Genomic DNA, 13,785 nt, shown 5'->3' on the forward strand with positions numbered 1-13,785 from the left:
TTTAGATTTTGTCCAATGGCTCTGTTAATTGCCCTTCCCATTTCGAAACAGCAGAAGTTGCTAATGTATTTCCTAATACGTTTGTCATACTTCTTCCCATATCACAGAAATGGTCAATTGGTAAGATTAAAGCGATCCCTTCCGGCGGAATTCCAAACATAGAGCATGTTGCCACAATAATAACCAGTGAAGCTCTCGGAACTCCTGCAATTCCTTTTGAAGTAAGCATCAGCACCAAAAGCATGGTGATCTGCTGTCCAAGAGTCATTTCGATACCATAGATCTGAGCAATAAATATTGAAGCAAAGGTCATATACATCATGCTTCCATCCAGATTGAAAGAATATCCCAGCGGTAAGATAAAAGATACTACCCTGCTGTTGCATCCGAATTTTTCAAGTTCTTCCACCAATTTTGGAAATACCGCTTCCGAACTCGTAGTAGAGAAAGCGATCAATAATGGTTCTTTAATTCTTTTTAAAAGATCAAAAAGACGATTTCCTAAAATTAAATACCCTACTAATAAAAGTACAAGCCACAGTACTCCTATTGCAAAAAAGAAGTCCCTTAAATAAATTGCATATACTTTAAAGATTTCAAAACCATTAGTCGAAACTACTGCTGCAATGGCTCCCAATACTCCTAATGGAGCAAACCACATGATATACCCTACCATTTTAAGAATAGCATGGGCAATAATATCAAAAAGTTTCACTACAGGTTTAGAATAGTCTTCCCCTAAATTAGCCAGTGCAACTCCAAACATTACGGCAAATATAACGATCTGCAACACTTCATTGGTAGCAAATGCCTCAAATAAACTTTTAGGAATCATGTGTTTTACAAAGTCTTCCATAGAAAAGCTCTTACTGCTTTTAAGAAGCTCGTCCGCAGATGCAACATCCTGAATTGGCAGTTTCGTTACATGCCCCGGCTCCAGCCAGTTAACAAGTATCAATCCTATGAAAAGAGAAATCAAAGAAGCGGAGATAAACCAAAGCATTGCTTTTGTTCCTACTCTTCCGATCATTTTGATATCACTCATTTTGGCAATTCCTACTACCAAAGTTGTAAAAACCAGGGGAGCAATAATCATCTGTACCAATCTGATAAAAACAGTTCCCAAAAGTTTTATATTCTTGGAAAAAGGTTCTGCACTTTCCGGATACTTCACATGTACTATCCCTCCAATTCCTACTCCAAGGGTAAGTGCAATGATAATTGCTATAAAAAGTTTATTCTGTCCTTTCATATATATAGTTCAATTTGCGCAAATATAATGGTTTTTCAATTGGCAGAAGATTTTCTTCAATGCCTGTTAATTTTACATTAAGTTTTTAATCCTTAAAAATTAAAACTCTGGTTTAGAAAATATTGCAAAAAAATTAAGAAACATTTATTGAATTTTTATTCTTTTGGTACAAATTTTATTGTTACATTTGATAGTATAACAACATTAAATAAATATACAATATGAAAAAAACTATCGCAATGGCTGCATTAGCTGTAGCTGTATCCTTCGGGGCAGTTTCTTGTAAAAAGAAAATTTCTGATGCCGATCTTCAGACTCAGGCTACAACTGTAGTAACTTCAAATCCCGGTGCTTCTGTAGAAGTAAAAGATGGTGTAGCTCACTTAAGCGGAACTTTCGCTGACGCTCAGTCTAAAGATGCAATGGTTACAAAATTAAAAGCCATTAACGGAATAAAAGAAGTAATGGATATGAGTACTGTAGCTGCAGCTCCGGCTCCGGCTGTTGAGACTACATCTGCTGTAGATCCTGCTGTTCAGAAAAAAGTTCAGGATGCGGTAAAAGATTTCCCTTCTGTAAAAGTAGAAATTGTAAACGGACAGCTTACTCTTACAGGAAATGTTTCCAGCCTACAGGCTAGAAAGATTAAAGAATCTGTAGATGCTTTGAAAATCGGAAAATATAACAACAACCTAATTGTAAAATAATTTAAAATGGGCGAATTACAAGATAAATATTCAAGCGTAGTTTCAGCAGCACAATCAGCTGGAATTTCAAACCTTCAGGTTCAGGAGCAGGACGGTATTCTTTATGTTTCCGGTAATGCTTCCAATACAGCAGCAAAAGACGCAGTATGGAATGCTTTAGGAGCTATTGATTCTACCTATTCTTCTTCAGATATTAATATTGACGTACAGGTTGCAGGTCTTGCTTCCGGAGCTTCATTAACTGTTGCAACGGAAGATTCTAATCTGAATATCAGACAGGAGCCTTCTACTGAAGCTGCAGTAGTAGGTAAAGCTGCTAAAGGTTCTTCTGTAACTTTAATTGAACAAACTTCTGATGACTGGTGGAAAGTAAAAACTACTGACGGTCAGGAAGGCTATGCGTATTCAAGATATTTGAAGGCATAATTTCATAAAAAATAATTTTCACTAAATATTTTTAAGAAACATCTCTATATGGAGATGTTTTTTCTATTTTTACCGCTTTGAAAAGCCAAATGAAGAGATTCTTGTTTTTGATGTTGCTGGTATGTGGTATGCTGATAGTGCCTGCACAAAAACTTTATATTAACGGAAAAGTGTCTGACTCTGGGAAAAAGCCGGTAGAAAATATTACCGTCTATTTGATTAAGGCAAAAGATTCATCTATTGTCAATTATACAGCAACCAACAACGAAGGGAAATTTTCATTGAAAATAGACAATCAGGAAGAGCCCTCCATTCTGAAAATTGATAACGAAAAGCTGTCTTATTCTAAGAGATTTGAAAAAATTGATCAACCCTTATCTTTGGATGATATAATTCTTGAACAAAAAAAAATAATCAATATTGATGAGGTAAAGATCACTGTTTCTCCTGTAAAAATAAAAAATGATACAGTAGAATTCAGCGCGTCTGCACTTAAAGTGCGCCCTGACAGCAATATTCTGGAACTGCTGAAACAGGTTCCCGGAGTTGAAGTCAGCAATGATGATAAAATCACGGTCAACGGCAAGAATGTTGACCAGATTATGGTCAATGGAAAACCTTTTTTCGATAAAGACGGAAAAATGGCTCTTCAAAATCTTCCGGCAGACATTATTAAAAATATTCAGGTTACCACTACCAAAACAAAACAGGAAGAATTCGGCAAAAAAACTCCTAAGTCTCAAAATGCCACTATCAATTTTAATATTGATGAAAAGAAAAACAAAGGCCTGATTACAAGAGCAATCGTTGGCTATGGTTCAGATAAACGATATGAGGGAAGCGGAATGGTAAGTTATTTTAAAGGAAATACTAAAGTAAGCCTGATGCTTTCGTCAAATAATATCAATTCAAGAAGTGTTTCCGGTGATAATGTTTTTGATAATATGGGAAGTATCAGAGGTGGCGGAACACAAAGCAGTGGCGGCGGGATTCTGAGATCTTCAACCATTGGGCTTAATTACAATGACAAACTTTCAGAAGATGCAGATCTGGACAACCTCAGCTTAAAATACTCCGTGTCTAACAGAGAAACGGCATCAAAAGTATCCAGAACAACTCTTCTTCCGGATAATATTCTAAAAACAAATTCTGAAAACAGTAATAAAAATGAGTCGAGGCAATATAGTTTTGATAATTCTACCAGAATAAAACTAGATCCTGAAACCAATATTTATATATCACCCTCTTTTTCAAGATCAGAAGGCTTCAGCTCAGGAAGATCAAAATCTTCAACATCAAAAAATGACCAGCTTCTGAATGAAAGCCAGTCTTCTAATACTACAGACAGCGAAAATAATACTTTCAGTCCCAACATCAATTTTTCTAAAAATCTGAAGAAAAAAGGACGTGTAATCTCTGCAAGGGTCAACACTTCAATTTCCGAATCCAAGACCAATACTATTAACCTCTCCCAAAATACATTTTACGGAGAATCCGGAATTACAACAGATAACAGAAACCAGCTGCAAAAAAACAGAAGCCAGGGTAATGACTATAGCTTCAATGCAGGATACACAGAACCGATCTCCGATTCTGCAACCATAAGTATGGAAATGAACTACACTTCAAAATTATCCAGGGATTTCAGGGACTTTAATGATTTCGATAATACTACGGGACAATATTCCAAATACAATATTCTTTTGTCAAACAGTATGGAACAAAGAATCAATCAGTTCTCCCCTGAGCTTTCTTTTTATCTTACAAAAAAGAAAATAAGTACGTGGGCCACTGTGAATCTTGATATTTCGGACATGAAGGTGAATTCTGTCTTTAAAGGCCAGCAATATGAGCTTAAGAAAAACTTTGCTCTTCCAAGATACATGGTAAATGTTCAATATGTTCTTTCTGAACGCCAAAGATTAATAGTGTCAAACTCTTCAGGATTCACTGTTCCAAGTGCTGAAAAATTAATTCCTTATAAGGATGAATCGGATCCTCTGGCCACCTATACCGGAAATCCGGATCTGAAAAATTCATGGATGTCCACCAGCATGATCTCTTTTAACAGCTATAATATTGTTTCCGGTATCAATTACTATATCAATGCAGGTTTTATTTACAGAAACAATGATGTCATTAATTATACCCGATATGATGATACCGGGAAGCAAATTGTCACTTATGATAATATCAGCGGAAATAAAAGCTTTAATATAAGTTCAAGTTTAAACAAAACGTTTAAATGGCAGGATAAAAAACTCATCATAAGCCCAAGGTTTCTTATGAGCTACATGTACAATAACAGCTCCATCAACGGTCAGCTGATCAAAAGCAATTCATACAGCATCAGTCCTTCCTTAAACTTTAATTTTGATATCAAAGACAAGCTCAGTATAAAACCATCATACAGCCTGAATTATAATTTTTCCAAATATTCTAATTCTGATATCAACAGCATAAATACAACCAGCCAGTCATTAAAACTGGAACTAACGAATTATCTTTTCCAAAGCAGATTTGTTTTTGGTAATGACTTTGAATACAATACCAATTCCAATATTGCACCGGGCTTTAAAAAAGATTTTTACTTCTGGAACACCAGTCTTGGATATGCATTCTATAAGAAACAGTTTACAGCAAAAATCAAAATTTACGACGTATTAAATCAAAACCAAAGTGTCAGAAGAACAATTACAGACACCTATTTTGAGGACCGCGAAGACCTTATTCTGAAAAGATACATTATGTTTTCTATCAGTATGAAACTGAATACATTCAAAGGTAAAAAATAATAAACACCATACTTTTATATATTTTTTAATGATCAGCCGGACATTTCCGGCTGTTTTTTATTTCTGATTTCTGTTTTTATCATCAAACATTTTAATACACTTAAGGTACAGGAATTATAATTAACTTTTTTTCTATTCTATTTTTCACAAATTGTACAAATGGATGTATAACAATTCCCGTTTTTCACAAGGGGCATTTGACGGAATGATTTAACAAAAGTCAAACCCCAAAACCTTTTTAAAGAAGATTCATCGCTGAAAGTCTTTTTATTTTTAAATTAGCAACAAATTTTTTTTATGAAAATCCATATTTCAGTTTTACTTATTCTTTTTTTCATTCTTGGAAAAGCTCAGACAACGGAACAAAAAGACAATTTCGTTAAAGACAATTTCACCAAGAAAGAATTTTATGTTCCGATGCGCGATGGTGTGAAGCTTTTCACAGCCGTATATATCCCGAAAGATATTTCCAATAAGAATAAATATCCTTTCCTGATGCAGAGAACCTGCTACAGTATTGCTCCGTACGGAGAAAATGAATACAAAGCAAAAGTAGGCCCTAACACGTATCTTATGAAGGACAAATATATTTTTGTCTACCAGGATGTACGTGGCAGATATATGAGTGAAGGGACTTTTACCAATATGACACCACAGGTGGAACACAAAACGAAAAAAGATGTTGACGAAAGTACAGATACCTATGACACTATTGAATGGCTTTTGAAAAATGTTAAGGACAACAACGGTAAGGTAGGACAGTTTGGGACCTCTTATCCTGGTTTCTATACTGCTGTAGGAACATTGTCGCAGCATCCCGCTTTGGTAGCCTCTTCTCCTCAGGCTCCTATTTCTGATTTCTGGAATGATGATTTCCTTCACAACGGAAGATTTATGCTGGGATATTTCAGAACATTTCCGGTTTTTGGAGTTCAGAAAGTAAAACCAGAAACAAAAGCATGGTATATGGATTCTTTCATTAAACAAACCTCTGAAGATGGATTAAAATTCTACAGAGAACTTGGTACTCTAAAGGATGCTTATGAAAAGTATTATAAAAATAACTTCTTCATGACGGAGATTATGGATCATACCAACTATGATGAATTCTGGCAAAAAAGAAGCCTACTTCCTCACCTGAAGAATATCAACCATGCGGTAATGACTGTAGGAGGATGGTTTGATGCAGAAGACCTTTCCGGCCCTTTGAATATTTATAAAACGATTGAAAAAACAAGCCCAAAAGCTAAAAATACAATCGTAATGGGGCCATTTTCCCATGGCGGCTGGTCACAGGAACAGGGAAAACATTTCCACAGTGAAACTTATTTTGGAGACAGCATTGCTACCTATTATCAGAAAAATGTTGAAACAAAATTCTTCAACCATTACCTGAAGGGCAATACCAAAGAAGATGCAGGACTTCCGGAAGCTCTTATGTATGATACCGGAGCAAAAGAATGGAAAGAATTTGCTTCTTATCCCCCTAAAAATGCACAGAAAGTAAACTTCTATCTGTCTGATAAAACTTTGAAAAAAACTTCAGGAAATGGATATTCTGAATATTACAGTGATCCTGACAACCCTGTTTTAAGTTCAGATCATTTAAAAGACTTTAATGGCTTTACTCCCAAAAATTATATGTCGGAAGATCAGAGATTTGCAGTAGGAAGACCTGATGTTCTGACTTTCACTACTGATGTTTTGACTGAAGACATGGCTTTTGCCGGAGAAATCATGGCTAAACTGAATATTGCCTCTTCTTCTACAGATGCTGACTTTGCAGTAAAACTGATTGACGTTTATCCTGAAGATTTTAAACCTGCAGAAAAGAAAGATGGTGTGATCTACGGAAACTACCATCAGATGGTAAGAAGTGAAATCATGCCTGCAAGATTCCGAAATTCGAGAGAAAAGGGAGAAGCTCTGGTTACCAATCAGAAAACGGCTGTTAACTTCAGACTTCAGGATGTAGTTCATACTTTCAAAAAAGGACACAAAATCCAGATTCAGATCAGCAGCACTTGGTTCCCATTGTTTGCGGTCAATCCACAGAAGTTTATGGATAATCCGAATTTTGCAACGAAAGAAGATTATACAAAAGCGTTTATCAAAGTATATGATGACAGCTCTATTGAAGCTGAAATTTTAAAATAACTTAGAAAAGCTGTTCGTTTGAACAGCTTTTTTATTTTTAGATGAATAGGGTAATGAAAAGCATTTGCTTGTTTTTAGGTTTCAGCTAAAGCCGGATGAATTTGATTTTTTATCAATAGAAGTTTAGTGATTATCTAATATCTAATAATCTATAATTAATCTTCAATCGTTCTGAAAGTCAGATTCACTCTCGGTGTTTTTACTTTTGTAGTCGGAGGAAGCCTGTGAAGCCAGTTGTCCTGTGTAGTTCCTTTCATGATTAATAAACTTCCGGACTCCAGAAGTATTTCAACCTTTTCTTTTGTCGTCTTATGCTTAAAAAGAAATTTTCTTTCCGCTCCGAAGGTCAGTGAGGCAATTGCACCATGTTTTTTAAGATCTGTTTCACCATCGCTGTGATAGGCCATTCCTTCGCTTCCGTCATGGTATAAATTGAGCAGACACGAATTGTAAGTTTCTCCTGAAACTTCTTCACATTTCTTCTTCAATTCCAATAATTCAGGAGTCCATATTCTGGCATATTTTGTTCTTTTTGAATAGGTATATTCAAAAGGTTTATCTCCAAACCAGGCTACTTTTCGTTTAGTTAAAATGAGCTTTCCAAATATTACCGCTTCATCATTCTCCCACGGTATTTGATTGAATAAATAGTCATAGTACAGATCAGACTTTTCTTTAGAAAAAACTTTTCCGTAATAATGAACGGTTCCGTCATACGGAAGTATACTGAGAGGATAGTCGGATATTTCTTCGAAGAGACTCATCATAATTATTTAATTTGAAAAATGTATTTATGATTTTGAGGTTAAGCAGAGTGATGTTCTTTTACAACCGTTACATTTTGGTAATGATTTATAAATTACCATAATATTTTCCACAATAGCACGGTAATTTTCATCAAGAGAAATAGACTTTAACGTGTTTAATAAAGGATAAGAAAGTCAATCAGCTTTAGCCAAAACCTGTTTCCACAAAAGTTTAAACATTTAATTTAAGTAAGAAACCTGATGTATACGAAGACCACTTAAGTTTTGCAAATCTTTGATTTTCATTGTGTGAACTTTATACAAATTAAACTCAGTCTTACCTTTTTCTAAAAGCCTTTTGTAGTTTTTACGGTTAAAATAAAGATTTGTTTATGTGTAAATCTGTGAACTCTCCCAGCCCATCATCAGTTGTTTTCTATCAATACCCCATCGATAACCACCAAGATGCCCTGTAGACTGAATCACGCGATGGCATGGAATAAGAAATGCGACCGGATTGCTTCCGATAGCTGTTCCCACTGCTCTTGATGCTTTTGGATTTCCAATTTTTTCAGCAAGATTTCCATAGGTAGATAGTTTTCCCATGGGAATAGTCAGTAGGCTTTCCCAGACTTTAAGCTGAAAATCTGTTCCTTTTAAATGAAGTTTTATGGTATTAAGTTTCGTCCAGTCTTTATCGAATATGGACAATGCGTTCTTTTGAAGTGCATCTTGTTTTTCAATAAAAGAAGCATTGGGGAACTTCTTTTCCAGCTCCCCTAATGCTGTTTCTTTATCGTTTTCAAAAGCCATATGGCAAATTCCTTTTTCTGTAGAAGCGACCAGGATATTTCCAAACGGACTTTCTGAAAAACTATAATTGATGACAAGACTTTTTCCCCCGTTTTTATATTCTGCCGGAGACATTCCTTCTATTTTTACAAACATATCATGTAATCTGCTTGTACTGGAAAGTCCCGTTTCATAAGCGGTATCAAAAATACTTGCCTTTTCCTCCTTCAATAAATTTTTAGCATGTTCAAGACTAATGAACTGTAAAAATTTCTTGGGACTTGTTCCTGCCCATTCAGTAAATATCTTCTGAAAATGGGCCGGACTCAAGTGAATATTTTCTGCCACTTCCTCCAAACTTGGCTGAAGCCTGAAATTGCTCTGGATATACTCTATCGCTTTGGCAATTCTGTTGTAATCTATTTGACTTTGTGTGGACATTTCGTATTGTTTTTACCTCACAAATTTCCAAAGAATATACGGCAGAAAAAATCCGATTCTTGCGGAATATTAGTTATCGTTGTTATAAATATCGTTATAAGCAAGCATTTTATAATATAACTTAGCCGCAAGGAAAGCTGTTGGCTTAGCCATTGGAGAATCCATTAATTCTACAATATCAAATGCCACTACGTTACATTTTTCGAATACTTTTCTTAATAATTCCAATGTTGGATACCATTGTAATCCACCTGGCTCAGGAGTACCTGTAGAAGGAGCAATAGAAGGATCGAAAGCATCAAGGTCAATTGTAATATATACGTTTCCTGAAACTTTCTCCAATACATCATTCACCCAGTTCTCGTTATTAGCAATCTCATGAGCAAAGAATACTCTTCCTTCCGGTAAATACTGAGCTTCTTCAGCATCCATAGAACGGATTCCCACCTGTACTAAATTATGTTTCTGGTTAGCTTCAAACACAGCACAAGCGTGGTTAGATGTAGAACCATGAAATTCAGGACGTAAATCTGTGTGAGCATCCAACTGAAGAACGGTAAGATTTTCAAATTTTTCTCCTACTGCACGGATAGAACCGATAGAAACAGAGTGCTCACCACCAAATAAAGTAAATACCTTCCCTTCGTTGTTCAAAAGCTCTTTAGTTTTCTGATAAACAGCTTCTGTCATTGCTTCTGGAGTAGAGTTTTCAGAAACTTCTCCTGCCAAATACACTCCCTGAAGATAAGGCTCAGTTTGTGTTTCAATATCATAAAGCTCCATGTTTTCAGAAGCGTCTAAGAATAATTCCGGACCTTTGTCAGCTCCTTTACCCCATGTTGAAGTTCCATCATAAGGAACAGTTACCAACATTACTTTCGAATTCTCTAACGTTGCGTTTTCTTCGGGAATTCCTGCGTATGTTCTCATGCTTTATTTAAAAATTTTAATGTTTTACTATTGAAATGTCGGTAACAAAGATACGAAGAAGTTAAGAGTTGAAAACGAAAAAATGAAAATTGAAAATTGAAAGGGCAAAGATACTCAATTTCAGAGGTGATATTTCAGGCATCATTGTACTTTTCCGTATTATAAATTCAGGCTTTTCACTATGAAATCTCCATTTTCAATTTTCATCTTTCAATTCAAATAGCTATTTTTACGTAAAACTTTCAATATGTCTTTAAAAGCTGTTCTTTTCGATATGGACGGGGTGATTGTAGATACGGAACCTCTTCACAGAAAAGCTTATTTCAAAACGTTTGATGAATTGGAAATTACAGTTTCCGAAGATTTATATACCTCTTTCACAGGGGCTTCTACCAAGAGGGTTTGTGAAACTTTGATCAATCAATTTAATCTGGATTATACTCACGAAGCTATTTCCGGAATCAAAAGATCTCATTTCAAAGACTATTTTCATAATGATGATGAATTTGACTTAATTCCGGGGGTAAAAAAACTGATCGAGCATTATCATGAAAATAATATCAAACTGATATTGGCTTCTTCCGCAACAATGACCACTATTAATATGGTTTTTGAAAAATTCGGTCTTGAGAAATATTTCAGTGGAAAAATAAGTGGAGCGGATTTAAAAGAATCCAAACCTCATCCTGAAGTTTTTCTCTTAGCAGCCGAAATGGCAGGTGAACCAGTTGAAAACTGTATGGTTATAGAAGACTCTACGAATGGAATTTTAGCAGCTCACAGAGCTGAAATATTCTGTGCTGCCTACAGAAGTCCACATTCAAAAAATCAGGACTATACGTTAGCAGACACCGTAGTTTCTGATTATGATGATCTCGAACTTGATAAAATTTCAAATTATTTCTAAATAAAAAAGCTCTCAGTGATGAGAGCTTTCGTTTTGTATACGTTTTGACTAAAGTCAATTTATTATTTGTAACCTAAAATTTTCAAAATATCTTCAGGCTCCTGCTTTTCACGGAAAATTTCGTAGTGTAATTCACCATTTTCATCTTTCTGGATCAGGACATGTCTTGGCTGAGGCATCAGACAGTGATGAACTCCACCGTAACCTCCGATTGTTTCCTGATAAGCCCCTGTATGGAAAAATCCGATATACAAAGGTTTTGTATCACTGAAAACCGGTAGATAAATAGCATTGGTATGCTGCTCAGAGTTGTAATAATCATCTGAGTCACAAGTCAATCCTCCTAAAAATACTCTTTCATAAGTATCTTCCCAACGGTTTAGCGGAAGCATGATGAAGTGCCTTGAAATTGCCCATGTATCAGGAAGTGTTGTCATGAAAGAAGAATCGATCATATTCCATTTTTCTCTGTCGTTCTGACGTTTCTGAGAAATAATTTTATAGAGGTTCGCTCCACTTTCTCCAACAGTAAAACTTCCGAATTCGGTATAGATGTTTGGTTCTTCTACTCCTTCTTCTTCACAGAATTTTTTGATCTGAGAAACAATCTCTTCTACCATATATTGGTAATCATAATCAAAATTCAAAGAAGTTTTGATTGGGAAACCTCCACCAATGTTCAGTGAATCTACTTCAGGAGCAATTTTCTTCAAACGTGCGTACACACGAAGACATTTGTACAACTCATTCCAGTAATAAGAAGTATCTTTAATCCCCGTATTGATGAAGAAGTGAAGCATTTTCAATCTTGCATTCGGGTGTTCAGCGATCTTCTGACTGTAGTAAGGGATAATATCTTTATATCCGATCCCTAATCTTGAGGTATAAAATTCAAACTTAGGTTCTTCTTCCGAAGCGATTCTTATTCCGATATTAAAGGTTGAATCTATACTTTCCGTAAGTTTATCCAGCTCGCGGTAGTTATCCAGAATCGGAGTAATATTTTCAAACCCATTATTGATCATATCTGAGATTTTCATCAGATAATCATCTGTTTTAAAACCATTACAGATTACCTCAATATTCTTATCTACCTTACCTTTCCCGTAAAGAGATTTTACAATATCCATGTCATAAGCAGAAGAAGTTTCTATTGAAATTTCGTTTTTCAAAGCTTCTTCCAATACAAAATTAAAATGACTGGATTTTGTACAGTAGCAGTAGGTATAATTCTTTTTATATCCGGTTTTTTCAAAAGCTTCTTTAAACCAGCTTTTGGCTTTCTGAATATTTTGAGAAATTCTCGGCAAATAGCTAATCTTTAGCGGAGTGCCAAATTGCTCAACAACGTCCATCAATGGAACATCGTGAAACAACAAATTGTTCTCAGAAACATTAAACTCCTCTGTAGGGAAATATAACGTCTGATCAATAAGTTCCGAGTACTTTATTTTCATTTCTAAACAAGTGAATTAAGAAATGCAAAATTGCTAAAAAAGTTTGATTTTTGGGTGTTAAAATTATTATAATTTTAAATTATCCCCCAATATCATATCTTACAAAAATTTATCTCTGATAATCAATAGGTAAACTTTTTAATATACTCCTCCCTTTTACTTTCAGAAACCCCCAGTACCTGCTGAATGTAGGCATCCGTTGACCCATACTTTTTATTGATCTCATCAAAAGCAGCATCCAGATATCTTTTTTCTACCCAGCTTAGTTTTTCCAGCACCTGCAAATCCATCTTTGGGTAAAGGAAATGTAAGGTATTTGCCAAACGGAGTCTTTTCTGAACAAGATCTTTTCTGTAATTGTTAGACAAAAGATATTCATTATAAATAGTCTCTTTATCAAATTTCAGAATGGTTAAAACTAAAGCAGTAATAATTCCGGTTCGGTCTTTACCTGCCGTACAGTGATATAGAACCGGTTCTTTAGATTCCAGAACCTCATTGATGATGGACTTTATAATTTCCGGATTTTCTGTAACGTATTCACGATAAAAATCAATCATTCTTTTATCGGCATCTGAAGCATTCACTTTCCCTTTGAGAACTAATTTTCTAGCCTGAGCCAACTGATCTCCTTCATCTTCAAAAGCTGAATATTTTTTGTAAATTATTCCTGCAGGAAGCTGATCCGGTTTTTCTGCTATTTCTTTGGAATTTCTAAGGTCAATGATTTCTTTTATTCCCAGTTTTTCAATAGAATTAAAAGATTTATTTCTCAGTTTATACAGATGGGCACTTCTGTAGAGTTTACCTTCTTTCAAAGTTCTTCCTTCTGTATTTTTAATATTTCCCACTGCCCGGAAATTGGCCACCTTTTTGATATCAATGACTTTTTCCGTTTCATTTCTACCATATTGAGGGGTTTCAAAATGCTGTGTTTTGCAGGATAAAACACTGTATAATGAAATGCTGAGAATTGATATTTTGATTAATTTATTCAAACGTTTTTATTTAACCGATTTTTGCAATATTTAAAACTACTCCGTCGAATCTTCTGATTTATCCCCTAATTATGACACTAAAGAGTTTCATATTCTTATTAGGTTTGGCTAAAGCCAGTGGAATTTTTCTGTTTTTATTAAACGGGCTAAAGCCCGTTTCTATTCATCACTGCCTTT

At 35.1% G+C, this 13,785-nt stretch carries 11 protein-coding genes; 5 read left to right on the forward strand and 6 right to left on the reverse strand.

All coding sequences use genetic code 11. The annotated features are described in order from the left end of the window. Position 1: 1 nt before the first annotated feature. A complete protein-coding gene (locus LF887_RS18315; RefSeq protein ID WP_236855690.1) occupies positions 2 to 1,252 on the reverse strand; it encodes a dicarboxylate/amino acid:cation symporter in 1,251 nt (416 codons plus the stop codon). Between the two features lie 221 nt (positions 1,253 to 1,473). Here LF887_RS18315 and LF887_RS18320 point away from each other — a divergent pair, with 221 nt between their 5' ends. The 4 genes from LF887_RS18320 (at position 1,474) to LF887_RS18335 (ending at position 7,337) form a co-directional block, all read left to right on the forward strand. After that, positions 1,474 to 1,959 carry a BON domain-containing protein gene (locus LF887_RS18320; protein WP_236855691.1) on the forward strand — a complete coding sequence of 162 codons (486 nt, stop codon included), beginning with the start codon at positions 1,474 to 1,476 and terminating at the stop codon, positions 1,957 to 1,959. Between the two features lie 6 nt (positions 1,960 to 1,965). Then, positions 1,966 to 2,385 (forward strand): SH3 domain-containing protein, encoded by a 420-nt coding sequence (locus tag LF887_RS18325; RefSeq protein WP_236855692.1) that lies wholly within the window; start codon positions 1,966 to 1,968, stop codon positions 2,383 to 2,385. Between the two features lie 89 nt (positions 2,386 to 2,474). After that, entirely contained in the window at positions 2,475 to 5,180 is a 2,706-nt protein-coding gene (locus LF887_RS18330; RefSeq protein WP_236855693.1) for a TonB-dependent receptor, read from the forward strand. A 297-nt stretch (positions 5,181 to 5,477) separates the two neighbouring features. Further along, positions 5,478 to 7,337: a CocE/NonD family hydrolase gene (locus tag LF887_RS18335; RefSeq protein ID WP_236855694.1), complete on the forward strand. Its 1,860-nt coding sequence runs from the start codon at positions 5,478 to 5,480 to the stop codon at positions 7,335 to 7,337. A 155-nt stretch (positions 7,338 to 7,492) separates the two neighbouring features. Here the strand turns inward: LF887_RS18335 and LF887_RS18340 are convergent, their stop codons facing one another. The 3 genes from LF887_RS18340 to speB all read right to left on the reverse strand — a co-directional run bounded on the left by LF887_RS18340 (position 7,493) and on the right by speB (position 10,246). Further along, on the reverse strand, positions 7,493 to 8,101 hold the full coding sequence (locus LF887_RS18340) for an alpha-ketoglutarate-dependent dioxygenase AlkB family protein (protein ID WP_236859522.1): 609 nt from the start codon (positions 8,099 to 8,101) through the stop codon (positions 7,493 to 7,495). Positions 8,102 to 8,473: 372 nt separating this feature from the next. Continuing rightward, on the reverse strand, positions 8,474 to 9,316 hold the full coding sequence (locus LF887_RS18345) for a bifunctional helix-turn-helix domain-containing protein/methylated-DNA--[protein]-cysteine S-methyltransferase (protein ID WP_236855695.1): 843 nt from the start codon (positions 9,314 to 9,316) through the stop codon (positions 8,474 to 8,476). A 69-nt stretch (positions 9,317 to 9,385) separates the two neighbouring features. Continuing rightward, positions 9,386 to 10,246, reverse strand: coding sequence for an agmatinase (speB, locus tag LF887_RS18350; RefSeq protein ID WP_068944350.1), 861 nt, complete (start codon positions 10,244 to 10,246; stop codon positions 9,386 to 9,388). 247 nt (positions 10,247 to 10,493) lie between these two features. On the opposite strand from speB, the gene LF887_RS18355 reads away from it, so the two are divergent. Next, complete coding sequence (locus LF887_RS18355; protein ID WP_236855696.1) at positions 10,494 to 11,153, forward strand: HAD family hydrolase; 660 nt, start codon at positions 10,494 to 10,496, stop codon at positions 11,151 to 11,153. Positions 11,154 to 11,215: 62 nt separating this feature from the next. Here the strand turns inward: LF887_RS18355 and LF887_RS18360 are convergent, their stop codons facing one another. Both LF887_RS18360 and LF887_RS18365 read right to left on the reverse strand, forming a co-directional pair. Beyond that, on the reverse strand, positions 11,216 to 12,610 hold the full coding sequence (locus LF887_RS18360; protein ID WP_236855697.1) for an arginine decarboxylase: 1,395 nt from the start codon (positions 12,608 to 12,610) through the stop codon (positions 11,216 to 11,218). Between the two features lie 122 nt (positions 12,611 to 12,732). Beyond that, on the reverse strand, positions 12,733 to 13,608 hold the full coding sequence (locus LF887_RS18365; RefSeq protein ID WP_236855698.1) for a tyrosine-protein phosphatase: 876 nt from the start codon (positions 13,606 to 13,608) through the stop codon (positions 12,733 to 12,735). Positions 13,609 to 13,785 lie beyond the last annotated feature (177 nt).

Source organism: Chryseobacterium sp. MEBOG06 (assembly GCF_021869765.1).
Lineage (GTDB): Bacteria > Bacteroidota > Bacteroidia > Flavobacteriales > Weeksellaceae > Chryseobacterium.